This window comes from Mesobacillus selenatarsenatis SF-1, from assembly GCF_000813125.1.
GTDB lineage: Bacteria > Bacillota > Bacilli > Bacillales > Cytobacillaceae > Mesobacillus > Mesobacillus selenatarsenatis.
In genome coordinates, this window is sequence record NZ_BASE01000088.1 from 1 (window position 1) to 25,840 (window position 25,840).

Below are 25,840 nucleotides of genomic sequence, written 5' to 3' on the forward strand. Positions count from 1 at the left end.
AGCAGCAGAGCCCAAAGCTGTCACGATTCCTTCGTTTTCTTGACAACTTTTCTGCAGCAGTGACCAAACCTGTCACGATTCTTTCGTTTTCTTGACAGCTTTTCTGAAGAAGATCATAAAGCTGTCAAGAATCACCCGGTTATTCTACTTTCCACTGAGGCCCGTTACTGAATGGATTAAAAACAGCAGCTTCACATGGAAGCTGCTGCAATGGGACAATTTTATAAGTTTGGCAGTTCGCCATTCGGACTGATCAACGAAACAGAGTATTTGTCTGTGAAGATCTTATTTGCCATGCCGTCGACGCTATCCTTGGTCACCTGGTCGATTTGTTCGACGATTTCATCAAGGGAGCGGTGTCTTCTTAGCAGAAGTTCATTTTTTCCGTTTCTGCTCATACGGCTGTTTGTGCTCTCAAGACTTAGCATCAGACTGCCTTTTAGCTGCTCTTTGCTGTTGTTGAGTTCTTTCTCCGTAATTCCGTCTGCGCGCAGCTTTCCGAGTGTGTCCTGGATTGTTTCATATAAAACGCCAAGCTGATTTGCACCGGTGCCGCCATAAATAGTCACCATTCCGCTGTCGCGATAAGCGGAGTGATAGGAAAATACAGAATAAGCAAGGCCGCGTTGTTCACGTACCTCCTGGAACAATCTGCTGCTCATGCTGCCACCCAGTACATTGTTCAAGACAATTAGGCTATAGACGTCTGAATGGCCAATTTGCAATCCTTCAAACCCAAGGCACAGATGTGCTTGTTCAGTTTCTTTTTTCCGGGAAGCCTGTTTTGCATGGAACGCTGGTTTCTCATACTCCATATTCTCTTTGCTCGCTTCATATGACCCAAAGAATTTTTCAGCATTATTAATGAAAGATTCCGGAACATTCCCAGCAATGGAAATGACCACGTTTTCCGGTCTGTAAGTATCATGCATATATTGCTCCAATTTTTCTCCGGTAAAACTTTGGAGCGTTTCTTCCGTACCAAGGATTGGATACCCCAGTGGATGGTCACCATAAACAGCCTGACTAAGCAAATCATGCACGATATCATCAGGTGTATCTTCATACATCTTGATTTCTTCATTTACAACGTTCTTCTCTTTATTTAGCTCCTCTGAATCAAAGGTAGAATTAAAGAACATATCGGCTAAAACTTCAAGTGCATATTGTGCATGATTATCTAACACCTTAGCGTAATAGCAAGTATATTCCTTGGAAGTGAATGCATTCACCTGGCCGCCAATGCTGTCAAAGGACTCTGCGATTTCTCTGGCAGACCTTGTTTTGGTGCCTTTGAAGAACATATGCTCAAGGAAATGGGAAATCCCATTATTCTCTGGGTTTTCATTACGGGAGCCCGTTCCGATCCATACTCCGATTGCGACAGAACGGACAGTTGGGATTTGTTCTAGTACGATTCTTACACCGTTTTGGCATGTATATTTCTTTATCATTATATTCCTCCTCTGGAACGTGCTGCTAAAACTTCTGCATTTACTTAGTATAGTCCATTTAACTTACTTTTTCCAAATACAATGCTATTCTTTCATTTTTTTTGCAGATACTATCCGATTTTCACTCAACATATTTGATACAGTTCCAATTTGTAGATCTTTACCTTTTATTTGTGTGATTAATTGGTCGAGTGAGGCAGCCGTCGACTCTGTTGGATGCATTAAAATCATTGCGCCATTATGAACCTTACCCATCACCCTGTTGATCAGTTTTTCTGGCGATGGCTTCTGCCAGTCGATTGTATCAACACTCCACATGACAGTTCCTAACTTATGGGCTGCGGCAATTTCAACTACCTCGTCCTTGTAATACCCGCTCGGTGGAGCGAACCATTTGGTTTTCACCCCGGTCACTGCTTCAATAACTTCATTTGTCCTCCTAATCTCTTCATTGATTTTAGGAGCAGAAAGCTGCTTCATATTTGGATGCGTAAATGAATGGTTTCCTATCTCATGACCTGCATCAGCAATCATTTTCGCCATACCTGGATTATTCTTTACCCATCTGCCTTCAAGAAAAAAACTAGCGGTCACATTATGCTTCTTCAATGTCGCCAGCATCCCGGACAAATACTCATTTCCCCATGCTACATTGATAATAAAGCTGACCATTGGCTTTTCAGGATGTCCTTTGTAAATTGCCATGGGCGGCAAATCACTTAGATGGATTTCAGGAGGTACCTGTTTAAAGACTAGCTTTTCCGGGTCAAATTCCCCTTCCTTCTCCATCTTGCTAAATGATTTTTTCACATCTACTTTAAGACCGTTGTACCCGGGGATTACCTTCCAGACCGGATCCTTCCTGGCATCCGAAGGTTCAATTTCATATTCTTTTGCTTTCATTTCGATTTCTGACATCAATGAATTCTTATTCCCTGTCACCGCAAGAGTCCCGGTTTTAAGTCCTGTTACATATGTATGAGAGAATGGATTATTCACCATGGTCCAGCCTGCAATCAACATGACAGAAATTAATATGAACTTTCTCATTTAAAGTGCCTCCTCTTCTGTAAGGTCTCTTCATAGAAATGGCTTTGAGTCTCGGATGTACAAACAAGGCCGTATTTTATTTTATGAAGCAGAAGGACAAGGTAGAACGAAAGACAATAGTGAGCGATCAGAAAAGAGAGGCTAAGGCTCTGGCAATCGCGGGAAGCTGCTGAGGATGGAGCTGAGCTTGGGGTTGTAAAGAAAGAGGCTTTGAGAAAACATTAAAAAGGCCGGGATTGGCCCCGGCCTTCACTAATTAAGATTGTTTTTCAGCTTTTTCACGCTGTTCTTTTAACACTGCCTTGCGTGAAAGATTGACTCTTCCTTGCTTGTCGATTTCAGTGACCTTAACGAGAAGTTCATCTCCCAGCTTAAGGACATCTTCAACTTTTCCTACCCGCTCTTCAGCAAGCTCGGAAATGTGTACCAAACCGTCTTTTCCAGGGAAGATTTCCACAAACGCACCAAACTTTTCGATGCGGCGGACTTTGCCAAGATACATCTCTCCGACTTCGACTTCACGGACGATATCTTCGATGATTTTCTTGGCCCTTTGAATCATTTCTTCGTCTACTGAACCAATAAATACCGTACCATCTTGTTCGATATCGATTTTTACGCCAGTTTCTTCAATGATTTTATTGATCTGTTTTCCGCTTGGCCCAATGACGTCACGAATTTTATCCGGCTTGATCCACATCGTAATGATTTTAGGAGCATATTGTGAAAGCTGCTCACGTGGTTCTTTGATAGTGGCAAGCATAGATTCAAGAATATGCATACGACCTTTTTTCGCCTGTTGTAACGCTTCATCAAGAATCTCACGGGATAACCCATCAATCTTGATATCCATCTGCAATGCCGTAACACCTTTTGCCGTTCCGGCTACTTTGAAGTCCATGTCACCAAGGTGGTCTTCCATACCCTGGATATCAGAGAGAATAGAGTAGTGTTCTCCTGATTTGATTAGACCCATAGCAATACCAGCTACCGGTGATTTAATCGGCACACCAGCATCCATCAAAGCTAATGTACTTGCACAAATACTCGCCTGTGAAGTAGAACCATTTGATTCAAGAACCTCGGATACAAGGCGTACTGTATATGGGAAGTCTTTTTCATTAGGGATAACAGGTTCAAGCGCACGTTCACCAAGTGCACCGTGCCCAATTTCACGTCGGCCTGGTCCGCGAATCGGCCCAGTTTCACCTACAGAGAATAATGGGAAGTTATAATGGTGCATAAAACGTTTTTCTTCTTCGATTCCAAGGCCATCAAGGATTTGGACATCCCCCATAGCTCCAAGTGTACAGATGCTCAAAGCCTGTGTTTGTCCCCTTGTGAACAAGCCCGAACCATGAGTTCGCGGAAGCATGCCTACTTCTGAAGAAAGCGGGCGGATTTCGTCGACTCCACGGCCGTCTGGACGTACTTTTTCTTCCGTAATCAAACGGCGCACTTCACCTTTGACGATTTTATCAAGGATCTGTTTCACCATTTTAAGCTGGTCTGCATCCGCTTCCTGCTCTTCATATCGAGCAACAACGGAATTTTTCACTTCTTTGATTGCGTCTTCGCGTGCATGCTTTTCTTGTACCTGGATTGCAGCAAGCATGTCTTGTTCGCAAATCCCGCGCACTTCCGCTTCTAACTCTTTGTCTATTTCAAAAAGAGTAATTTCGCGCTTCACTTTACCAACCTGTGCCACGATTTCCTGTTGGAAAGCAATGAGACGCTTGATTTCGTCATGTCCAAACATGATTGCTTCAAGCATTACTTCTTCAGGAACCTCATCAGCACCTGCTTCAACCATGTTGATCGCATCCATTGTACCCGCAACAACAAGATGCATATCACTCTTTTCTGTTTCTTCAACAGAAGGATTGATAATGAACTTTCCATCGATTCTTCCAACTGTCACACCAGCGATCGGTCCCTCAAATGGAATATCTGATACACATAGTGCCAGTGAAGAACCAAACATCGCTGCCATTTCTGACGAACAGTTTTGATCCACACTCATGACGATGCTGATTACTTGGACATCATTACGGAAACCATCAGCGAATAACGGACGGATTGGACGGTCAATCAAGCGGCTGGCCAGGATAGCCTTCTCACTTGGACGTCCTTCACGCTTAATAAAACCGCCTGGGATTTTACCAACAGCATATAATCTTTCTTCATAATTTACTGTTAGCGGGAAAAAGTCTAAATTCTTCGGTTCTTTTGAAGCAGTTGCAGTACTTAGTACTGCTGTATCGCCGTAACGGACAAGTACAGCTCCATTTGCCTGCTTAGCAAGCTGCCCAATTTCAACTGTCAGTTTACGGCCTGCCCAGTCAAAGGAAAAACTTTGTTTTTCTTGTTCCATACATTTAAGCCCCTCTCTACCATGAAAATCCATCCAGATTTACTATCTGGGAAAATTATTTAAAAACAGTACCATTGCCTGTCTTATAACAAATATACCTTTATAAAAGAGATTAAAACACATAAGACGAGTCTGGTTAATCAGACATCGTTTTAATTGCCTGTCCTGCTTCAGGAGAAGACTTTTTATGTTATAGTATGCGCCAAAACACAGCGCTTAATATCAATATAATGTTATGTACATTCAAAAATTTTACCTAATAAAAAAGCGGGATAAATCCCGCTTTTAAAGACTATCTACGTAGACCAAGCTTGTTGATTAACTCGCGGTAACGAGCAACATCCTTGTTACGAAGGTAAGTCAAAAGATTACGACGCTTACCTACCATTTTTAAAAGACCGCGACGTGAGTGGTGGTCCTTCTTATGAACGCGCAAGTGGTCGTTCAATGTGTTGATTTCTGCAGTAAGGACAGCGATTTGAACTTCTGGAGATCCAGTATCACTTTCGTGAGTCTTGAATTCGTTGATAAGTTCGTTTTTACGTTCTTTTGTGATTGCCATCCGTTTCACCTCCAATTAGTAATCCCCTGTTACCGAGCAAGCGTCGGTGACTCGACTTGCCAAGCAAAGGTTCTTTTTTGATACGTTAATAAGAATACATCTTTTTACGACAAAAAGCAAGTCTAACCCTTGTTTTTTTCAAAGTAGAGCAATGCTTCTTGCTTGTCTTTTTCGATTTGGGCGACAAGCTGCTGTATTCCCTCGAATTTCCGCTCACTTCTTAGGCGCAGATGCCACTCTATCGCTGCTGACTCCCCGTAGATCTCTTTGTTAAAATTGAAGATGTGGACTTCCACTGATGGTTTGTCCTTTTTCTCCTTGTGGAAGGTTGGTTTGTAGCCGACATTGCATACACCTTCATGCCATGCTCCTTCAATCTGGATCTTTACGGCGTAAACACCTGTAGGAGGAAGAATGTACTGGTCTTCCATCTGAACATTCGCCGTCGGAAAACCGATTGTGCGTCCGCGGCGTTCTCCATTTATAACTGTTCCCTTAGTGGTGTGAAATCTCCCTAGCAATGTGGGCATCTCCTCCACCTTTCCGTCCCTTAGAAGGGTACGGATCAAAGTAGAGCTAACCTTTTCTTCTTCTTGATTGGACAGCTTTGATACTACTGTAAAATCGAATTTACCTCTCGAATGGAACTGGATTGTCTCCATATTCCCTTTCCCCATTTTGCCGTAAGAATAGTCAAATCCTGCTACAACATGGTGTACATTCAACCCGATGATATATTGATCGACAAATTCCTGGGGCAAAAGACTTGAGAATTCGATTGAGAAGTTGACAACAAATAAGTAATCCACCCCTATATCCTCGACTATTCGAGTTTTATCATCCAAGGGTGTTATATATTCCATGTGTTGGACGCTCTTGCCAAGAACTACAGAAGGATGAGGATCAAAGGTCATGACCGCACTCTTCAGGCCTTTGGCTTCAGCCTCTTTTTTTGCTTCTTTGATGACCTGCTGATGCCCTAAATGTACTCCATCAAAATAGCCCAGGGCCATAGCCATCGCTGGAAAATCTTCTCTTCTATATTCATGAGGGTGGTTTAGCTTAATCAATTTCACGATATTACTCACCTTTTCTGACCCAGCTGCTCATTTATTAAGACAATTGCAATAATTGCTTATTAATAAGAAAAAGCAAAAGATAGACTACTGCTCATTTCTTAGTACTTTATCAGGCTTCATCATCCCAATTTTGGTTGGGTGTACCCTGTAGATCGCGAGCGCTTTTTCGTCTTCTGTTTCTACTACGATAGGACCGTCAATCCCCTTAAAATCCTCCGGGATTGTAAGCAGTGCCCCATTTTTCACTTTCCCTGCTACTTTATCATTAATGCGATATTTCGGCAAATAAGAAATACCAGCTTCCAATGGGTGCAGAGCAGTCTCCAGCTCGCTTTCTTCTGCCAATTCTTCAAGCTGTTCAAAAGTATAGCAGTCCTCAATAGTGAAGTCAGCGGATTGTATTCTCACAAGGGAAGACATATGTGCAGGATAGCCTAATTTTTCCCCAATCGTCACTGCCAATGTTCGAATGTACGTGCCCTTGCTGCATGATACTCGGAATTTAAAGCTAACCTGCTGACCTTCAAAAGAATCCCTGTCATCAAGAAGTTCTATGCCATAAATAGTGACCTTCCTGGTTGGCCTTTCGACTTCGATCCCTTGTCTTGCATACTCGTATAATTTTTTTCCGTTTACTTTTACAGCTGAATACATTGGTGGTGTCTGTTCAATTTCACCCTCCAGCGACTGGAGGACCCGTAAGATCTCGTCACTTTTTATTACCCTGTCAACTTGTTTTTCCTCGACCTTCTCACCTGAAGCATCTTCGGTAGTGGTCGTGAATCCAAGGGTGACTTCACCCTCATATGCCTTACCTGCATCTGTAATGTATTCGGCAATTTTTGTCGCCTTGCCAATACAAATTGGCAATACTCCAGTCACATCAGGGTCAAGTGTGCCTGTATGCCCGACCTTCTTTGTTCTTAGCAGTTTCCTGAGTTTAAACACACAATCATGCGAAGTCATTCCCGCTGGTTTAAATAGAGGCAGAATCCCTTCCATTTCTTTTACCTCGATTCTTTTATGTATTAGGCTCTTTTCTCAAACTTTGTTGCTATTGGCTACAAAGTAGAATTGAATGACCTATGTTTCTTCACAAAATTAAAGCATATTATGAGAAAAGAGCTTGCAAACTTAATACCGACCTACAAAATGCTTTTTATCACGTTAAAATCGGCTTTAGGATTTTAACAACAACCTTTATGAAAACAGCCATGTATATTTTCGTTTTTACGACTCTTTTCGAAAAAAATGGATAGACAAAAGTGTCTATCCATTTTTCATATCAAGATCAACGGTTCTGACAATTATGTCTATCCGTTTAATCATTGTCCTTTTCTTGCTCTTCTTCTCCAGGCTGCTCATCCCTATGCAGCTCATGGATTAGCGAATTGATACGATTGCCATAAGCCATCGTTTCATCAAATTCAAAGATCAGTTCAGGAGTCTTTCTCAGGCGGATTCGCTGGCCAATTTCTGTCCTGATGAAGCCCTTGGCCTTCGCTAATCCTTTAAGAGTGTCTTCCCTCTGTTGTTCGTCGCCTAAAACAGAAATATACACCTTTGCCTGCTGAAGATCCCCTGTAACCTCGACATCCGTTACTGTTACGAAACCTACTCGCGGATCCTTGATTTTACGGCTGATGATATCGCCTATTTCTTTCTTCATTTGTTCGCCAACACGATTTACTCTATGACCCATTTTCAATCACCTCGTTCTATCAAAGCCATTCTATTTCGGTGATGGTACGTTCGATCTCCGGAAAAGAATCAATCATTTTCAAGGCATTCTGAAGCTCTCTTTCAGTAGACACCTTCGATGCCGATACGGCGGCAACTGCAATTGTTGTCCGCTGCCAAACATCATGATGATCTACTTCAGAAACCGAAATATTGTACTTCTGCTTCAGCCTTGTAATAATCCGCTGCAAGACAGCTCTCTTTTCTTTTAGAGAATGAGCATCATAGATGATGCACTCACAGGCTGCTAAGCCTACTACCATTAACGTTCCACTTCTTCCATGATATATGCTTCAATGACGTCGCCTTCCTTGACATCTTTGAAGTTTTTAATGGTAATACCACATTCATAGCCCTGAGCTACTTCTTTGGCATCATCCTTGAAACGTTTTAATGCATCGACTTCCCCTTCAAAGATGACGACTCCGTCACGGATCAAACGAACACCGCTGTCACGGGTGATTTTACCGTCAGTAACATATGAACCGGCAATTGTTCCGATTTTCGATACCTTGAACGTCTGGCGGACTTCAGCCTGGCCGATGATCTTTTCGGCATAAACCGGATCAAGCATACCCTTCATCGCTGATTCGATTTCTTCGATCACTTTGTAAATAATGCGGTGAAGTCGGATATCAACGCTCTCTGACTCTGCAGCGCGCTTAGCATTATTGTCCGGACGGACGTTGAAACCGATGACGATACCGTTAGAAGCTGCTGCAAGTGTGATGTCAGACTCATTGATCGCACCAACACCAGTGTGAATGATTCTTACATTTACACCTTCCACATCCAGTTTTTGCAATGCTGCTGCAAGTGCTTCAACTGAACCTTGGACGTCGGCTTTGATAATTAGATTTAGGTCTTTCATTTCCCCTTGTTTCATATGTTCAAACAAAGTATCGAGGCTGACGCGAGCTTTTTCGCTTCTTTGTGCCTGTACAGCCTGCTGTGAACGGATTTCTCCAACCTGGCGGGCAGTCTTTTCATCATCGAATACTACAAAGCGATCGCCTGCTTGCGGAACATCGTTCAAGCCTGTGATTTCTACAGGGGCTGAAGGGCCTGCTTCTTTAACACGGCGGCCTACATCACTTACCATTGCACGAACACGTCCAAAGGTATTACCCACTACTATTGGATCACCAATCTTCAATGTACCGTTTTGGACAAGCAAAGTAGCAACAGATCCGCGGCCTTTATCAAGCTGCGCTTCGATTACAGTACCGATAGCATTTCGATTAGGATTTGCTTTATATTCTTCAACTTCACCAACAAGCAAAATCATTTCCAGCAGGTTATCGAGACCTTCTCCTGTTAAGGCAGAAATCGGAACAAAAACTGTTTCGCCGCCCCATGCCTCTGGAACAAGTCCGTATTCAGTTAGCTCCTGCATAACACGATCCGGATTTGCTGTTGGTTTGTCCATTTTATTAACTGCTACGATAATAGGTACATTGGCAGCTTTAGCATGGTTCAATGCTTCCACAGTCTGTGGCTTTACACCGTCATCTGCAGCTACAACAAGGATTGTGATATCGGTAATCTTTGCACCTCGAGCACGCATTGTTGTAAACGCTGCGTGACCAGGTGTATCAAGGAATGTGATTTTTTTGCCGTTTTCTTCTACCTGGTATGCACCGATGTGCTGAGTGATGCCGCCTGCTTCTCCTGCAGTCACTTTCGTGTTGCGGATTGAATCAAGCAAGGTTGTTTTACCATGGTCAACGTGACCCATAATCGTTACAACTGATGGTCTTTCAATCATAGATGCTTCATCATCTTCTGTGAAATAAACCTCAAGGTCAGTTGTGTCAATCTTGATTTCTTCTTCAACTTCTACTCCATAATCAGTTGCAATCAATTCAATTGCATCCTTATCAAGATCCTGGTTGATCGTAGCCATTACACCAAGCATAAAGAGCTTCTTGATGATCTCAGACGGCTCACGGTTCAGCTTCTTGGCTAATTCAGCTACTGTCAAAGAGTCACTGAAAGTAATCTTTGAAGGAAGCTCTTTAACCTTCTTAGGCTGTTGTGGAGCCTGCTGCTGATTCTGTCTGCCCTTATTCTGGTTTTGCTGGTTTCTATTCTTATTTTGTTTGTTCTTATTGTTTTTATTAAAAGGCTGGGAGTTCCCAGGCTTCTTAGCAACTGCTGAAGTTTTCACTTTCTCAGGAGTTGTTGCACGACGCTCGTCGTCTGAAAAAGCGCTAGCTGTTGTCTTAAGCTGAGCTTTTGGCTGTGCCTGGCTGGTTTTTTGCTGATTTTGGGACTGATTGCGATTCTGTCCCTGGTTAGGCTTTTGGCCTTGATTGCGGTGCTGAGCTTGATTCTGTCCCTGTGAAGCTTTTTGCTGGCTTTGCTGCTGAGGCTTTGCCTGTGCTTGCGGCTTATCTTCTTTTTTATTATAGACAGCATCGAGTTTCTTTATGGTTTCATCTTCCATAGTCGTCATATGATTAGAAACCTCAATGTTCATTTCTTTTAATTTTATAATCACGTCTTTACTCGATAAATTATGCTTCTTTGCATATTCATAAACGCGTGTTTTACTCATATCTTCACCCCCGCTAGAATTAATCGAGCAACGTCAACAGTTTTTTTGCAAAACCCTCGTCCAACAGGGCTACTACAACACGTGCTTCCTTGCCAATCGCCTGGCCAAGCTGGTACCGGTCCGGGACCACTTTGTAAGGCACATTATAAGATTTGCACTTGTCGGTAATCTTTTTTGTAGTATTTGCGGATGCATCCGCAGAAAGCAAAATGAGCTTCGCCTTCCCGCTTCTGATTTCTTTGACGGAAAGCTCTTCCCCTGAAATAATTTTCCGTGCTCGATTGGCTAAGCCAAGCAATGACATCCATTGATTTGAGTTCATCAGGATAGTCTGCTCTCCTTTTCGATGAGGTCATTCAACTCATCATATATTGCATCGTCCACTTGTGTTTCAAGCTGTTTGGACAATATATTTCGTTTCTTTGCTAATTGCACTGCTTCTTTTTCTTTAGAAAGGTAAGCGCCTCGGCCTGATTTTTTGCCTGTCAGGTCGATGGAGACTTCCCCTTCCTTGGAGCGAACGATGCGAACTAGTTCTTTTTTCGGTCTCATTTCACCGGTAGCGACACATTTTCGCATAGGAACCTTTTTACGGCTGTTCACGATCATTCACCTCACCTTAATCGATGTCTTCATCTTCAAAATCGTCACCTGCAGTTAAAAGCGGCTCATTGTCACGAGGATAAATCCCGGACTCCCTTGCCTCAGTTTCTGCTTTGATGTCAATCTTCCAACCAGTCAACTTAGCGGCAAGACGCGCATTTTGCCCGCGCTTTCCGATTGCAAGCGATAGCTGGTAATCAGGAACAATAACCGTAGTCGCTTTTTCTTCTTCGTTGACAATGACATCAAGAACCTTTGATGGGCTCAACGCGTTGGCAACAAATACGACTGGGTCTTCAGACCATTTCACGATATCGATTTTTTCACCCTTAAGCTCATTGACGACAGCCTGGACACGATTTCCACGAGGGCCGACACATGAACCAACTGGATCCACTTCTTGATTGTCTGAGTGAACAGAGATCTTAGAGCGGTCCCCTGCTTCACGCGCAACTGATTTAATTTCAACAGTTCCATCATAAATCTCAGGAACTTCAATCTCGAAAAGTCTCTTTAACAGTCCCGGATGGGTTCTGGAAACGAAGATTTGTGGACCTTTAGTGGTTTTTTCAACCTTGGTGATAAATACTTTGATGCGGTCGTGAGGCTTATAATGTTCGTTCGGCATTTGTTCATTCGCTGGCAGGATCGCCTCGATTTTCCCCAGGCTTACATAGATGAACTTAGGATCCTGACGCTGAACGATACCTGTCATGATATCTTCTTCACGATCGATGAACTCAGAATAGATAATTCCTCTTTCTGCTTCACGGACACGCTGAGTAACTACCTGCTTGGCAGTCTGCGCAGCTATCCTTCCGAAATCCTTAGGCGTGACTTCAAGTTCAACGACATCTTCTACCACGTAATTCGGATTAATTTTCTGTGCCTCTTCTAGAGAGATTTCCAAACGCGGATCGAAAACTTCATCGACTACTTCTTTCCTCGCAAAAACGCGCATGGAACCATTGCCAAGGTTTAAATCAATACGGACGTTTTGCGCCTGATTAAAGTTACGTCGATACGCTGAAATAAGCGCCGCCTCGATTGCATCAATTAAGACGTCCCTGGAAATTCCTTTTTCTTTTTCAAGAATCGTAAGAGCATCCATCAATTCGCTGCTCATGAGATATAAATCCCCCTTTTTTACTACCCTACTTTGTAAGGCTCTTTTCGAAACTCTGCCCTCTGTCCACCAGCTCAAACCTTAAACGTTTTCATCTGCCACCAAGGGGAGGTTAGCGTTTATGCATGCTTGAGCTTTGCCTAAAAACAACAGGTTCGAAACGATCCTTTAATTAATTAACTGAAGATATATTCTGGACAGATTATGAAAAAGTGACAGCGAGTCTCGCGCTGGCAATTTTATCAAATGGGATAACGACTGTTTTCTTGCGAGTTTTAATCTTCACATCAACAGTGACAGTTTCTCCATTATAATCAGTTAAGACCCCCTCAAAAGCCTTTTCCCCATCGATTGGTTCATAGGTCTTAATGAAGACATTCTTGCCAATTGCTTTTTGATAATCTTTCTCCTTTTTCAGCGGACGTTCTGCACCTGGTGAGGAGACTTCCAAAAAGTAGTTATGCGGGATTGGATCCATGGCATCGAGCTTTTCGCTAAGGCGCTCACTGACGATGCCGCATTCTTCGATATCAATTCCGTTGTCCTTATCAATGTATACGCGCAGGAACCAGTTCTTTCCTTCTTTGACATATTCGATGTCTACCAATTCTAGTTCGTTTTCATTTAAGATGGGAGTTACTAGCTCTTCCACAACTTCGGTAACCTTGCTCATAAAATCCCTCCTTTGACACAACCTCATTACTTAATCACTATTTGGTTTTTATCCCCGTAAAAGTGCCTAACAAACAAGAAAGAGCGGGTTGCCCCACTCTCATCTGCCAGAGATATCCTTAGTATTTCCAATAAAAATATAACATAACCAGATATTTATTGCAAACAAACGGCAGTTATAGCTTGCTTTTCCAATAAGCTAAATTAGAACAATGATAACTGGTTCTGGTCTGGCATGCCCTCAAGGCAGCCATGGTTGTCCAGGTATTCAAGAATAGTTTTGGAGATCTTTCCTCGCTGCTGCAGGTCTTCCTTAGACAGGAATTCTCCTTCTCCACGGGCTTTAACGATATTAATCGCCGCGTTTGTTCCGAGTCCAGGTATCGCATTGAACGGCGGGATCAGCTTATCGCCATCGATGATGAATTCTGACGCGCTTGATTTGTATAAATCGACTTTAGCGAATCCAAATCCACGCTCACACATCTCAAGCGCGAGTTCCATAACGGTCATCAAGTTCTTTTCTTTTGTCGAAGCTTCAAGCCCCTTAGCGTTGATTTCCTCAATCACCGCCCGGATGCTCTCTGAACCACGGACCATTGCATCAACATCGAAGTCATCTGCCCTGACTGTGAAGTATGCTGCATAATACATAAGCGGATGGTGCACTTTGAAATACGCAATCCTCACCGCCATTAAAACATAAGCAGCCGCGTGGGCTTTAGGGAACATGTACTTGATCTTTTTACAAGAATCGATATACCATTCCGGAACTTTATTCTTGCGCATTTCTTCTTCCATTTCATCTGTCAGGCCTTTACCCTTACGGACCGATTCCATGATTTTAAAAGCAAATGCCGGCTCAAGTCCCTGGTAAATAAGGTATACCATGATATCATCACGGCAGCCGATTACTTCGCTGAGGTTACAGATATTGTTATGGATCAATTCCTGCGCATTTCCGAGCCAAACATCCGTACCGTGGGAAAGACCCGATATCTGTACGAGTTCCGAGAATGTCGTTGGCTTCGTATCCTCAAGCATCTGGCGAACAAAGCGCGTACCGAATTCCGGAATACCCAATGAGCCAGTCTTCGACATAATTTGTTCTTCAGTCACACCGATAGATTCTGTCCCGCTGAAAATCTTCATGACTTCAGGGTCGTCAGTAGGAATTGTCTTTGGGTCAATCCCGCTTAAATCTTGAAGCATCCTGATCACGGTTGGGTCATCGTGCCCAAGAATATCCAACTTCAACAAATTATCGTGAATTGAATGGAAATCAAAATGGGTTGTTTTCCATTCTGATGTGCTGCTGTCTGCCGGGAACTGGATGGGTGAAAAATCAAAAATATCCATGTAATCCGGAACAACGATGATTCCGCCGGGGTGCTGGCCAGTCGTCCGTTTCACACCGGTGCAGCCGGATGCCAGACGGTCAATTTCCGCACCGCGAAGCTGCAGGTTATTGTCACCCTGGTAGCCTTTTACATAACCATAGGCCGTCTTATCCGCAACGGTACCAATCGTTCCCGCGCGGTAAACATAGTCCTCTCCAAACAATACTTTTGTATAGTTATGGGCACGTGGCTGATATTCGCCCGAGAAGTTCAAATCGATATCGGGAACCTTGTCCCCTTTGAAACCAAGGAAGGTCTCAAAGGGAATATCATGGCCGTCTTTTTTATATTTAATGCCGCAATCCGGACAGTCCTTGTCGGGAAGGTCAAATCCAGAACCTACTGATCCATCATTAAAGAACTCTGATTTTTTGCACTTAGGACATACATAGTGCGGCGGAAGTGGATTGACCTCGGTGATTTCCGTCATGGTAGCTACGAAAGAGGATCCTACCGAACCACGTGAACCTACGAGATAACCATCATCCAGCGACTTTTTAACAAGTTTATGAGAAATCAAATAGATAACAGCAAATCCGTTGTCAATGATACTCTTCAATTCTTTTTCAAGACGGGCCTCAACGATTTCAGGAAGTTCGTCACCATAGATGCTGCGGGCCATTCCGTAGCTCATGCTGCGCATTTCTTCGTCCGCGCCTTCAATTTTCGGCGTGTAAAGATCGTCTTTAATCGGCTTGATGACATCGATCATGTCAGCGATCTTGTTTGTGTTTTCCACAACAATCTCTTTTGCCTTTTCTTCTCCCAAAAACTTAAAGGCATCGAGCATTTCATTCGTTGTCCTGAAATGCACATCTGGAAGCTCGTGGCGGTTGAGCGGGTTGGCGCCGCCCTGGGAATTGACCAGGATTTTGCGGTATATTTTATCAATTTCATTCAAGTAGTGAACATTGCCTGTAGCAACTACTGGTAGGTCCAGCTTCTCCCCAAGCTTGACGATATTGTTAATTATATCCTCAAGTGCCTTCTGGTCCCGGACTAGTTCCAGCTCGAGCAAGTGTGCATAAACAGCCTTGGGATGGACTTCGAGGTAGTCATAAAACTGTGCTGCTTCTTCGACCTCTTCAGGCCCCTTCTGCATCATGCCCTCAAAAACTTCACCTTTATCACAGCCCGACCCTATCAGGATCCCTTCACGGTGTTTATTTAAAACAGACCTCGGGATTCGTGGCACACGGTAAAAATAATCAATATGTGCTATTGATACTAATTTAAAGATATTTTTCATGCCAACTTCATTCTGCGCCAGCAATGTCGCATGGTAAGGACGTGCACGCTGGTAGGCTTTACCCTGGCCCATATTGTCATTCAGTTGGTCATGGTATTCAAGCCCTTTTTCAGCAGCATCCTTCAGCATACGGAGCAATAGATAACCCGTAGCCTCGGCATCATATATCGCACGGTGATGCTGTGTCAATTCAATATCGAATTTCTTGGCTAATGTATTCAATCTATGGTTCTTCATGTCAGGATACAGGAAGCGGCCAAGCTCCAATGTATCGATAACTGGATTTGGCGCTTTGCCCAGACCAATTTTTTTATAGCCGACATTCAGGAAGCCCATATCGAATGAAGCATTGTGGGCAACCAGGACACAGTCTCCTGTCCATTCTTGGAACTTTTGCAGGACTTCACTCACTTCTGGCGCATTGCGGACCATATCATCTGTAATCCCGGTAAGGTTGATCGTCGTTGCAGACAACCGGTGATGTGGATTTGCGAATGACTCGAAACGATCAATGATTTCACCGCCTCGGATTTTAACAGCAGCAAGTTCAATGATTGTATCGTAAACCGCAGACAAACCTGTTGTTTCAACGTCAAATACGACATACGTATCATCTGCAAGCAATCTGTGCGAGCTATTATAGGCAATCGGCACACCATCATCAACCAGGTTAATTTCCACACCGTAGAGAATCTTGATATCATTTTTCTTTCCTGCCCCGAATGCTTCTGGAAAGGATTGTACAACTGCGTGGTCCGTAATTGCCACAGCTTTGTGACCCCACTTTGCTGCCTGGGCAACCAGTGCGCTGACAGATGTCACTGCGTCCATCTGGCTCATTGGTGAGTGGAGGTGAAGTTCGACTCTTTTTTCGCCTTCTGGCGCTGAATCAATTCTTCCCTTAGGCTTGATTTCGTTAACGTCATTTCCAATCATGACAAGATCGCGGACAAATGTGTCGTTCTGGATACTGCCTCGTACCTTGAGCCACATTCCTTTTGAAACACGCTGGTAAAGAGCGGCGTCTTCTTTATCGCGCGAGAACATTTTTACTATGATGGAGCTTGTGTAATCAGTGATCTTAAATGTCAAAAGTGTTCTGCCGCTGCGAAGTTCTTTCGTTTCGGCAAAGAATACAAATCCTTCAACGGCTACCCGGCGCTCTTCATCAACGATGTCTTCAAGTTTGCGGAAGTCAGCATCGTCCTTAATCGTAAGCCCAATATTAACAGGCCCATCCTGCGGCGATCCATCTCCCTTGGCTTGTTCAGCTTCCTTCTTCTGCATCTCGATCATTGCCATCAGACCGCGTTCCTGGTCTTCCTTCTCTTTTGCCTTCATGAATTTTTCATATTCATCTGAAGAACTTTCTTCACTTACGACCGTATCTATCGTCAGTAAAGGAAATCCGAAGCTCTGGTAGATTTCAGCAATAATGCCACCATATTTACGTTTAAGCGCTAGCCCTTCGGCTTCATTTCTTGCTGTTAAAATGAGTTTAGTTCCCTGGATTTGTGGTACTTGTTCATTCAGGAGTTTTAACAACGGCGGAGCGATGCCATCTATTTCTTTAATGCACGACTTCCAGTAATCAAGGATTTTCTCGTCACTGATTGCCTGTTCAAGTACTCTTACCGAGTATGTTATTTTCGCAATATGTGAGAAAGTTTGTTCCAGCTTGCCTATGAATGTGTTATACAGCTGACAAGGAATGATTCTTTCAAACTGGAAAAAGAAATGCCATTTCCTTGCCTGTTTTTCAATCACTACCCTGTCAATTTCAGCATTTTGAAAATGAGTGACAATTGCATCTTCTGTTAGCTGCAGCTGTTGCAGCAGGAGCTGAAACCTTTCTTTTTTCCCTGAAGAAAGATCACCCATGGTTATTTCTCTCCCATCTGAAAAGCTTAAATTCTATCTATCGGGCCAAATTGCCCGTTTGTGTAATTGTATCAAAACGTGTTTAATAGCAAAGGTTATTATAACATAAAATGAATGTCCCGTTACCTGTGTTTGATATTACCATTTCAGTGTTCTATTAGGAATATAATTCTTGTGGTGTCAGACACTTTCAGCTCAGTTTTATCGAGGACCAACTAACCTCCAGGATACACAGGCGACCGCAACATTTTTTCTAGACGACTGCGTGATGATTTTTAATGTGACGATAAATCAGGAGGACTTCTACATCGATAAAAAGCGGACCCTATTAAAGGATCCGCCGATTGTTTATAGTTCTTTCAAAATGTTTTTCAAGGTAACTGCTAATTCATCTTTTTGTACTTCTTTCATTTCGCCGTTTTTACGGATTTTGACTTCGACGATTCCTTCTCCGGCTTTCTTACCTACTGTAACTCTTACAGGCAAACCAATCAGGTCTGAATCCGCGAATTTCACTCCAGGTCTTTCCTGGCGATCATCCATAAGTACTTCCATTCCTGCCGACTGCAGGCTTAAGTATAGGTCATGAGCCAATTCTGCCTGTGCGCTGTCTTTCATGTTCACCGCGATGAGATGGACATCGAATGGTGCAATGTTGGTAGGCCACACAAGGCCATTTTCATCATTGAATTGTTCTGCTACAGCGGCCATTGTCCGGGATACACCAATTCCATAGCAGCCCATGATCATCGGCTTTGTTCTTCCATTCTCGTCAAGGATCTCGGCATTCATTGCTTCACTGTATCTCGTCCCTAGCTTGAAAACATGTCCGACTTCTATGCCTTTAGCGAAGAGTATTGTTCCATGGCCATCTGGAGAAGGATCTCCTTCTTTGATGAAGCGCAGGTCTGTATAAGAATCCACCTTGAAATCACGCTCTGGATTTACATTCTTAAAGTGGTAATCTTCTTCATTCGCTCCGCAAACTCCATTGACCATTGCCTGCACCGCATTGTCTGCGATTACCTCAACGTTTTCGACTCCGACCGGCCCTAGTGAACCAACTGAGCAGCCCAGAACCTCTTTCGTCGTCTTTGTATCTGCAAGTTCAACAACTGAAGCCTCCAAGTGATTCTTCAATTTAATATCGTTCACTTCATGGTCCCCACGCACTAATACAAGTACATAGCGATCATCCACTTTGAAGAACAAGGATTTGATGCAATCTTTTGACTCTATATTAAGGAAGGATGATACTTCTTCAATGGTCTCCTTGTTTTCTGTGTGTACTTTTTCAAGTTCCTTTGCAGGTTCACTGCTCTTCTCATATACAGCAGTTACTGGTGCCATCTCAATATTTGCTGCATATTGAGACGTATCAGAATAGGCAATCGTATCTTCACCGATATCTGAAAGGACCATGAATTCATGAGTATCCTTCCCTCCCATTGCACCCGAGTCAGCGATAACGGCACGGAAGTTCAAGCCACAACGTCTGAACACATTGGAGTAAGCCTGGAACAGACGTTCATAAACCTCATGCAGGCTCTCTTGTGTCGCATGGAAAGAGTATGCGTCCTTCATGATGAACTCACGGCCGCGGAGGAGACCAAATCTTGGACGTTTTTCATCACGGAATTTGGTCTGAATCTGGTAAAGTGTCAACGGAAGACGTTTATAAGATTTTACCTCATCGCGGACAAGGCTAGTGATGACCTCTTCATGGGTCGCACCAAGGGCGAACTCGCGGTCATGTCTGTCTTTTAATCTCATAAGCTCCGGACCATAAGAATACCAGCGCCCCGATTCCTGCCATAGTTCAGCTTGCTGAAGTGCTGGCATGAATAACTCAGCAGCTCCAGCATTGTTCATTTCTTCTCTAATGATTGCCTCGACTTTTTGCAGTACCTTGCGCCCTAAAGGCATATATGTATAAACACCGCTTGCGTTTTGGCGAATGAATCCAGCCCTAAGCAACATCTGATGACTCTTGACTTCTGCATCAGAAGGTACTTCTCTTAATGTAGGAATAAGCGACATACTCTGTTTCATTGATTTGCACCTCATAAGATTATTTCATGTTTATTAAAAAATTTTCCTGCCCGGTGCGGTCCGGGCAGGAAGTTAAATGTGTCAGTGGATATGATAACTTACAGGAAGAATCTTTGAATATCGTTCCAAGTTACCACAAGCATCAGCAGCATTAATAATGCGAAGCCAACAAAGTGGACCATTCCTTCCTTTTGCTTGTCGATTGGTTTTCCTCTTAGCGCTTCAACCGCAAAGAAGGTCAACCTGCCGCCATCAAGTGCCGGGAATGGAAGGAGATTCATGATTCCCAGGTTGATACTTAGGATCGCGGCCCATTTCATAAGATAGAAGATTCCGGATTTAGCAACCGTGTCAGTAGAAACATAAATGCCTACCGGTCCTGATAATGCATCTATCGAAAATTGGCCGGTCAACAATTTCCCTAGCATAGAGAATATTTCTATTGTCCAAAAATATGTTTCCTTCACACCGTAAGAAATCGATTTTAATGGCGACTTCTCAACAGGACTGTATACGCCAATCAATCCGATCTTTTCGCCTTCAACGTCCTTAACTTCAGGTGTAACTGGCAGATCCATACTCTGACCTTCACGTACTATTGAGAAATCAAGCTCATTCCCTGGGTTCTTGCGGATAATTTCAACAACATCCTGCCAACTTGAGACTTCTGATCCCTCAATGCTGTTTACAACGTCACCTTCTTGCAACCCCGCCTTAAGCGCACTTCCATCTGGAGTCAGTTTTCCTAGAACAGGTTCATTGGAAGGAATCCCCTGGAAGATGGCTAGAATAATGAAAATAACCAACGCCAGGATAAAGTTCATCATCGGCCCAGCGAAGATTGCCAATGTTCTTTGCCCAAGCGTCTTGGAACCGAATTGCCTGTCAAATGGAGCAATCTGCGTCTCTACCCCGTTCTCGACAAGAACCGCTGTTTTACTAATTTGGAAGGTTGTCAGCTTGCTGTCGTCCTCCCCTTCTTCATAACCTTTTATAAAAAGATCGTGTTCAATATCGGCTCTTTCCACTTCTACTATTCGTGCATCAGGATACTTTTCCTTATTATTCAGAATGATTTTTTGAACTTCTTCACTCTTGTTAAAAAGCAAACCTATTCTATGCCCTGGCTTGATCTCAATCATTTCAGGATCTTCGCCAGCCATTCTGACAAACCCTCCGATTGGAAGGAGGCGGATGGTATAAGTCGTTTCATTTTTCTTAAAAGAAAAGACCTTTGGACCGAACCCAATTGCAAATTCACGGCAGAGGATACCTGCTCGTTTGGCGAAAATCAAGTGCCCAAGTTCATGAAAGAATACCAGGGCGCCAAAAATGACGATAAAGGCAATAACTGTATTCAAATTTTCTAACCACCTTTTAATAGGATAAGACTCTACTCTTGAGACTAAAATTTATAATAGTGACTTTACATACCTTCTTGTCTCTTTGTCTACCTCTTGAATCGTTTCAAGGTCAGGGTTTTCTATGGTGCTATGGCTTTCCATTGCTCTCTCTATCAAGTCTTCAATTTGGAGGAAAGTGATTCTGTCGTCCAAAAAGGATGCTACCGCTGCTTCATTTGCAGCATTCATGACTGCCGGCATTGTGCCTCCTGCCCGACCAGCTTCATAAGCAAATTTCAGGCAGCGGAACCGGTTGAAATCCATTTCTGTAAAGTGAAGCCGGCCAATTTCCGCCAGATTCAGCCTTTTCCCCGAAACTAGCGGGAGCCTGTCTGGGTATGTAAGAGCGTATTGAATTGGCACTTTCATATCTGGTGTTCCCAACTGGGCCATAATACTCGTGTCATGGAATTCTACCATCGAATGAATGATGCTTTCGCGATGGAGGATGACAGAAATATCGTCATAAGGGAGAGAGAATAGCCAATGCGCCTCAATGACCTCTAACCCTTTATTCATCATTGTTGCGGAATCAATCGTAATTTTTGCCCCCATCGACCAGTTAGGGTGGTTCAATGCATCTGCTTTTGTAACGCCCTGCAGTTCTTCCCTGGTCCGATCTCTGAAGCTTCCTCCCGATGCCGTGAGGATCAGTCTCTCAATATTTTTTTCTTTTTCGCCCTGCAAGGCCTGGAAGATCGCAGAATGCTCACTATCAACTGGAAGGATGGGCACGTTATACCGCTTCGCCTCTTCCATCACGATATGGCCTGCAGTGACCAGTGTTTCCTTATTCGCGATCGCAATCGCCTTACCGGATCTTATCGCTCCCAGTGTCGGTCCGAGTCCAACACTTCCGAGTACTGCATTTACAAGTATATCTGCCTTATGAAAAACTGCAGCCTCCTCGAGACCTTCTAGTCCATACACAATCTTCACCTGTGGAAAATCTGCCTTTAATCGTTCAGCATCGTCTTTCTCTTGCACAGAAACCAGTTCTGGCAAAAATTCAGTTATAATTTTCCTGGTAAGTTCCATGTTCCTGCCAGCAGACATCGATACAAGCTCAAATTCTTCAGGATGCTCCCTGATTACATCAAGCGTTTGGATTCCTATCGATCCTGTCGCTCCCAACAAACTGATTCTTTTCACAAATTTCACTCCTAATATCTCCAACGGGAAACAATACGTACCCGGTATATTCAAAATTCAGTGGTTTTGTCAGATTTCTCCAGACGAATAATAACCTTGGCGGCTCCATTATAATAAATGGAATAAATGAATTAACGGCCAGACAAACAACAGGCTGTCAAAGCGGTCAAGCATGCCTCCATGGCCAGGAAGAATGTTCCCGGAATCCTTAACATTGTAATGACGTTTTAGTGCTGACTCGACAAGATCCCCTACTTGGCCAAACACAGACAAAAATGCAGTCGCTATAAGAAGGATCATAGTCGGTACTTTCATATCTCCAAACACACTGAACAGGACGGCAACTATAAGTGCAGAAACTATTCCGCCAAAAAAGCCTTCTGTTGTCTTGTTCGGACTGATTTCAGGCCAAAGCTTATGTTTGCCAATTGCCCGGCCGATAAAATAGGCTCCTGAATCGGTAGCCCATATAATGAACAGTGAATAAAACACATATGTCAGGTTTGCTTCTCTAGTTTCAATGAAGAAATAAAAACCAAGTCCAACATAAAGTGTAGACATGATGGAAAAAGCAACTTCCTCAAAAGTGAAGCGATTTTTAGTTATGACCGTATACGTCAGAAATAACAGCACTCCAAGAAAGAAAAGCTCCAGTTTTGTATAATCAATTTGATTAAGAAATCCACTATATTGGTCGGGAATCAAGAAAATCCATAATAATAACAAAGAAAGAATCCCTGGAACGGAAAAAAGCTTTATTTGCTTCATCTTGAGTGCTTCATATAAAGCTACGGAAGCTATTAGGTAAACCATTGCAATAAATGGCCAGCCTCCAAAAATAACGATTGGAAGAAAAATAGCCGCTGCTATGACTGCTGTAATGATTCTCTGCTTCATCTATTTATTCACACCTTTTTTATACTCCTCCAAAACGCCGCTGGCGGCCCTGGAATGCTTCAATTGCTTCGACAAAATGTTCTTCATCAAAATCTGGCCACAGTACATCAGTAAACCAGAACTCTGTGTATGCCAGCTGCCAAAGCATAAAATTACTTAAGCGGATTTCACCACTTGTCCTGATTAACAGATCAGGATCATTCAAATCTTTTGTCATGAGATAAGAAGAGAAGACTTCTTCGTTCAGCTCATTTTCGGTAATAATACCATTTTTAACATCATCCATTACCCTTTTAACACCATCAATGATTTCTGCCCGACTGCCATAGTTAAGGGCAAAGTTCAGGACAAGGCCGGTATTATTCTTTGTATCTTCCATCGCTTTTCCGACTGCCCTTTTCGTATGCTCTGGAAGCTTATCCATATATCCAATCATTTCGACACGGACATTTTCTTCTATTAATTCAGGAAGGAAGGTGCCGAGGAATTCTTCGGGCAGTTTCATCAGGAAATCAACTTCCATTTTGGGCCTTTTCCAGTTCTCTGTAGAAAAAGCATAAACAGTAAGTGTCTTAACACCGAGCTCATTGGCCAGCTTGGTTATTTTGCGGACAACCTTCATGCCTTCATGATGGCCAGCAACCCGGGGCAAAGCGCGTTTTTTAGCCCAACGCCCATTACCATCCATGATAATGGCAACATAGGAAGGGACTTCATGATTTTTAATTTGAAGTACGCGATCACGGAAACTGGAAGGATTTTGATCCTTCTTCCACGGATTCATTTTATTTAACATTCGGACAGCTCCCCCAAAAGATTATCTTTAGCTCCAATAATTCATACACCCAGGCACTTACTATGCCTGGAATTCGTTTGGCGCTGAAGCCGGACTGCTCATTAAAAGCGATCCTTTTCTTCTTTCTTTCATTTCCATATGCCACTATCATACCAAAAAAGAAAAAAGATATCTCTATAAACCGTTGGACTACTTCTTAATATTCTACAAATCCAGCCTGCTCCTAAACAAAAGGAGCCTTATATACAGAATATGTTGTTTGGTAGTAAAACAGAATGTAACAGCCAATATTATTATATTCTATCATTCAGGCCGTTTTCATAAACTCTTTGTTTTTCAAAACTTTGATCACCCGGTATATGTATAGAGAAAAAACCCTCTGGAAAACAGAGGGTTTTCGATGTTGACTACAATAGAAGCTTTACACTTCCATGATTTCTTTTTCTTTGTCTTTTGTAATCTGATCGATTTTTGCGATATGTTCATCCGTTAGCTTCTGAATATCGTCAGAGTATCCACGAAGGTCATCTTCTGTGATTTCTCCATTTTTCTCTAGCTTCTTCAAATCTTCGTTGCCATCGCGACGAATATTGCGGATAGCGATCTTTGCTTCTTCAGCTTCCTTTTTAACTTGCTTTGCAAGCTCCTTGCGTCGTTCCTCAGTCAGCTGAGGAATCGCGATCCTGATGATTGACCCATCGTTTGAAGGATTCAATCCAAGATCTGACTTTAAGATTGCTTTTTCTATTTCACCAAGGATTGTCTTATCATATGGCTGGATAACCAAAAGACGCGCTTCAGGTACAGAAATACCAGCAAGTTGATTGACTGGAGTTGGTGCTCCATAGTAATCCACCTGTACTCTGTCTAAAAGAGAGGCGCTTGCTCTCCCTGCACGGATGCTTGCAAGTTCGCGGGTATAAGCTTGGATCGCTTTTGACATTCTTTCTTTCGCATTAGCAATTGCTTGTTTTGGCATTAGTTTTTCCCCCTCACGATTGTTCCGATTGTTTCACCCATTACTGCTCGTTTAATATTACCTTTCTCCATAATAGAGAATACAATTAACGGGATATCATTGTCCATACACAGGGATGAAGCTGTTGAATCCATGACTGCTAGACCTTCCTTCAGCACATCCAGGTATGATAATTCTTCATATTTTGTTGCGTTTTTGTCAACTCGCGGGTCTGCCGAATAAACGCCATCAACGTTATTCTTTGCCATAAGGATAACATCTGCTTCAATCTCAGCAGCACGCAATGCAGCTGTTGTATCCGTTGAGAAGTACGGATTTCCTGTTCCTGCAGCAAAAATGACGACGCGCGTCTTCTCCAGATGCCTGATTGCTCTTCTTCTGATGTAAGGCTCTGCCACCTGGCGCATTTCGATGGAAGTTTGAACCCTTGTCTCGATTCCCGCTTGTTCCAGGCTGTCCTGTAATGACAGTGAATTCATGACGGTAGCAAGCATGCCCATATAGTCTGCCGTCGCTCTGTCCATTCCCATTTCTTCACCGATTTTGCCTCTCCAGATATTTCCTCCGCCTACAACAACAGCGACCTCAACACCCAGTTCTGCAATCTCTTTCACCTGGTCTGCAACATTTTTGATTACCGACGGATTGATGCCAAATCCTTGTTCTCCGGCTAATGCTTCTCCACTTAACTTTAAAACAACTCTTTTGTATTTAGGGCTCGTCATAGGGTACCTCCATATGTAATTTAAGGCCTCTCAAAAGCAAGTGTACGCTTAACTGAAAGCCTAATTAAAGCTATGTCCAAAAACAG

Annotated in this window: 21 protein-coding genes; all 21 read right to left on the reverse strand. The window is 43.1% G+C overall.

Annotated elements, in window-relative coordinates:
* Nucleotides 1-221: 221 nt before the first annotated feature.
* Nucleotides 222-1,454, reverse strand: coding sequence for a M16 family metallopeptidase (locus TY49_RS17510; protein WP_041967205.1), 1,233 nt, complete (start codon nucleotides 1,452-1,454; stop codon nucleotides 222-224).
* Between the two features lie 84 nt (nucleotides 1,455-1,538).
* A complete protein-coding gene (locus tag TY49_RS17515) occupies nucleotides 1,539-2,504 on the reverse strand; it encodes a polysaccharide deacetylase family protein (RefSeq protein ID WP_041967206.1) in 966 nt (321 codons plus the stop codon).
* Between the two features lie 256 nt (nucleotides 2,505-2,760).
* Nucleotides 2,761-4,878, reverse strand: coding sequence for a polyribonucleotide nucleotidyltransferase (gene pnp / locus TY49_RS17520; protein ID WP_041967207.1), 2,118 nt, complete (start codon nucleotides 4,876-4,878; stop codon nucleotides 2,761-2,763).
* A gap of 292 nt (nucleotides 4,879-5,170) precedes the next feature.
* Nucleotides 5,171-5,440 (reverse strand): 30S ribosomal protein S15, encoded by a 270-nt coding sequence (gene rpsO, locus TY49_RS17525; protein WP_023614845.1) that lies wholly within the window; start codon nucleotides 5,438-5,440, stop codon nucleotides 5,171-5,173.
* A 122-nt stretch (nucleotides 5,441-5,562) separates the two neighbouring features.
* On the reverse strand, nucleotides 5,563-6,516 hold the full coding sequence (gene ribF / locus TY49_RS17530; protein ID WP_041967208.1) for a bifunctional riboflavin kinase/FAD synthetase: 954 nt from the start codon (nucleotides 6,514-6,516) through the stop codon (nucleotides 5,563-5,565).
* An 87-nt stretch (nucleotides 6,517-6,603) separates the two neighbouring features.
* Nucleotides 6,604-7,521 carry a tRNA pseudouridine(55) synthase TruB gene (gene truB / locus TY49_RS17535; RefSeq protein ID WP_041967209.1) on the reverse strand — a complete coding sequence of 306 codons (918 nt, stop codon included), beginning with the start codon at nucleotides 7,519-7,521 and terminating at the stop codon, nucleotides 6,604-6,606.
* A 319-nt stretch (nucleotides 7,522-7,840) separates the two neighbouring features.
* Nucleotides 7,841-8,221 (reverse strand): 30S ribosome-binding factor RbfA, encoded by a 381-nt coding sequence (gene rbfA, locus TY49_RS17540; RefSeq protein WP_041967210.1) that lies wholly within the window; start codon nucleotides 8,219-8,221, stop codon nucleotides 7,841-7,843.
* Between the two features lie 19 nt (nucleotides 8,222-8,240).
* Nucleotides 8,241-8,522, reverse strand: coding sequence for a DUF503 domain-containing protein (locus TY49_RS17545; RefSeq protein WP_041967211.1), 282 nt, complete (start codon nucleotides 8,520-8,522; stop codon nucleotides 8,241-8,243).
* Entirely contained in the window at nucleotides 8,522-10,819 is a 2,298-nt protein-coding gene (gene infB / locus TY49_RS17550) for a translation initiation factor IF-2 (protein ID WP_041967212.1), read from the reverse strand. The genes TY49_RS17545 and infB overlap by 1 nt, the downstream gene beginning before the upstream one ends.
* A 19-nt stretch (nucleotides 10,820-10,838) precedes the next feature.
* The gene (locus TY49_RS17555) at nucleotides 10,839-11,141 is read right to left on the reverse strand and encodes a YlxQ family RNA-binding protein (protein WP_041967213.1); all 303 of its coding nucleotides are present in this window, start codon (nucleotides 11,139-11,141) and stop codon (nucleotides 10,839-10,841) included.
* On the reverse strand, nucleotides 11,141-11,422 hold the full coding sequence (gene rnpM / locus TY49_RS17560) for an RNase P modulator RnpM (protein WP_041967254.1): 282 nt from the start codon (nucleotides 11,420-11,422) through the stop codon (nucleotides 11,141-11,143). The genes TY49_RS17555 and rnpM overlap by 1 nt, the downstream gene beginning before the upstream one ends.
* Before the next feature lie 16 nt (nucleotides 11,423-11,438).
* Nucleotides 11,439-12,548, reverse strand: a complete 1,110-nt coding sequence (gene nusA, locus TY49_RS17565) for a transcription termination factor NusA (protein ID WP_041967214.1) — start codon at nucleotides 12,546-12,548, stop codon at nucleotides 11,439-11,441.
* A 202-nt stretch (nucleotides 12,549-12,750) separates the two neighbouring features.
* Nucleotides 12,751-13,221: a ribosome maturation factor RimP gene (rimP, locus tag TY49_RS17570; RefSeq protein ID WP_041967215.1), complete on the reverse strand. Its 471-nt coding sequence runs from the start codon at nucleotides 13,219-13,221 to the stop codon at nucleotides 12,751-12,753.
* 203 nt (nucleotides 13,222-13,424) lie between these two features.
* Entirely contained in the window at nucleotides 13,425-17,750 is a 4,326-nt protein-coding gene (locus TY49_RS17575) for a PolC-type DNA polymerase III (RefSeq protein ID WP_041967216.1), read from the reverse strand.
* A gap of 348 nt (nucleotides 17,751-18,098) precedes the next feature.
* Nucleotides 18,099-19,802 carry a proline--tRNA ligase gene (locus TY49_RS17580; RefSeq protein WP_041967217.1) on the reverse strand — a complete coding sequence of 568 codons (1,704 nt, stop codon included), beginning with the start codon at nucleotides 19,800-19,802 and terminating at the stop codon, nucleotides 18,099-18,101.
* Nucleotides 19,803-19,900: 98 nt separating this feature from the next.
* Nucleotides 19,901-21,163 carry an RIP metalloprotease RseP gene (gene rseP, locus TY49_RS17585; protein WP_041967218.1) on the reverse strand — a complete coding sequence of 421 codons (1,263 nt, stop codon included), beginning with the start codon at nucleotides 21,161-21,163 and terminating at the stop codon, nucleotides 19,901-19,903.
* Between the two features lie 51 nt (nucleotides 21,164-21,214).
* Complete coding sequence (gene dxr / locus TY49_RS17590; RefSeq protein WP_041967219.1) at nucleotides 21,215-22,357, reverse strand: 1-deoxy-D-xylulose-5-phosphate reductoisomerase; 1,143 nt, start codon at nucleotides 22,355-22,357, stop codon at nucleotides 21,215-21,217.
* A 108-nt stretch (nucleotides 22,358-22,465) separates the two neighbouring features.
* Nucleotides 22,466-23,254 carry a phosphatidate cytidylyltransferase gene (locus TY49_RS17595; protein WP_041967220.1) on the reverse strand — a complete coding sequence of 263 codons (789 nt, stop codon included), beginning with the start codon at nucleotides 23,252-23,254 and terminating at the stop codon, nucleotides 22,466-22,468.
* Between the two features lie 19 nt (nucleotides 23,255-23,273).
* Nucleotides 23,274-24,050 (reverse strand): undecaprenyl pyrophosphate synthase, encoded by a 777-nt coding sequence (gene uppS, locus TY49_RS17600; protein WP_041967221.1) that lies wholly within the window; start codon nucleotides 24,048-24,050, stop codon nucleotides 23,274-23,276.
* 421 nt (nucleotides 24,051-24,471) lie between these two features.
* Entirely contained in the window at nucleotides 24,472-25,029 is a 558-nt protein-coding gene (gene frr / locus TY49_RS17605) for a ribosome recycling factor (RefSeq protein WP_041967222.1), read from the reverse strand.
* On the reverse strand, nucleotides 25,029-25,754 hold the full coding sequence (pyrH, locus tag TY49_RS17610) for a UMP kinase (RefSeq protein WP_041967223.1): 726 nt from the start codon (nucleotides 25,752-25,754) through the stop codon (nucleotides 25,029-25,031). The genes frr and pyrH overlap by 1 nt, the downstream gene beginning before the upstream one ends.
* Between the last annotated feature and the right edge of the window lie 86 nt (nucleotides 25,755-25,840).

Bases quoted from the DNA above. Each gene is read 5' to 3' on its own strand.
- TY49_RS17515 (WP_041967206.1), bottom strand. From the start codon at position 2,504: ATGAGAAAGTTCATATTAATTTCTGTCATGTTGATTGCAGGCTGGACC.
- nusA (WP_041967214.1), bottom strand. From the start codon at position 12,548: ATGAGCAGCGAATTGATGGATGCTCTTACGATTCTTGAAAAAGAAAAA.
- rimP (WP_041967215.1), bottom strand. From the start codon at position 13,221: ATGAGCAAGGTTACCGAAGTTGTGGAAGAGCTAGTAACTCCCATCTTA.
- TY49_RS17595 (WP_041967220.1), bottom strand. From the start codon at position 23,254: ATGAAGCAGAGAATCATTACAGCAGTCATAGCAGCGGCTATTTTTCTT.
- TY49_RS17545 (WP_041967211.1), bottom strand. From the start codon at position 8,522: ATGGTAGTAGGCTTAGCAGCCTGTGAGTGCATCATCTATGATGCTCAT.
- TY49_RS17580 (WP_041967217.1), bottom strand. From the start codon at position 19,802: ATGAAACAGAGTATGTCGCTTATTCCTACATTAAGAGAAGTACCTTCT.
- truB (WP_041967209.1), bottom strand. From the start codon at position 7,521: ATGGAAGGGATTCTGCCTCTATTTAAACCAGCGGGAATGACTTCGCAT.
- pnp (WP_041967207.1), bottom strand. From the start codon at position 4,878: ATGGAACAAGAAAAACAAAGTTTTTCCTTTGACTGGGCAGGCCGTAAA.
- pyrH (WP_041967223.1), bottom strand. From the start codon at position 25,754: ATGACGAGCCCTAAATACAAAAGAGTTGTTTTAAAGTTAAGTGGAGAA.
- rbfA (WP_041967210.1), bottom strand. From the start codon at position 8,221: ATGGGTCATAGAGTAAATCGTGTTGGCGAACAAATGAAGAAAGAAATA.
- frr (WP_041967222.1), bottom strand. From the start codon at position 25,029: ATGCCAAAACAAGCAATTGCTAATGCGAAAGAAAGAATGTCAAAAGCG.
- TY49_RS17510 (WP_041967205.1), bottom strand. From the start codon at position 1,454: ATGATAAAGAAATATACATGCCAAAACGGTGTAAGAATCGTACTAGAA.
- TY49_RS17555 (WP_041967213.1), bottom strand. From the start codon at position 11,141: ATGAACTCAAATCAATGGATGTCATTGCTTGGCTTAGCCAATCGAGCA.
- TY49_RS17575 (WP_041967216.1), bottom strand. From the start codon at position 17,750: ATGGGTGATCTTTCTTCAGGGAAAAAAGAAAGGTTTCAGCTCCTGCTG.
- infB (WP_041967212.1), bottom strand. From the start codon at position 10,819: ATGAGTAAAACACGCGTTTATGAATATGCAAAGAAGCATAATTTATCG.
- rpsO (WP_023614845.1), bottom strand. From the start codon at position 5,440: ATGGCAATCACAAAAGAACGTAAAAACGAACTTATCAACGAATTCAAG.
- uppS (WP_041967221.1), bottom strand. From the start codon at position 24,050: ATGTTAAATAAAATGAATCCGTGGAAGAAGGATCAAAATCCTTCCAGT.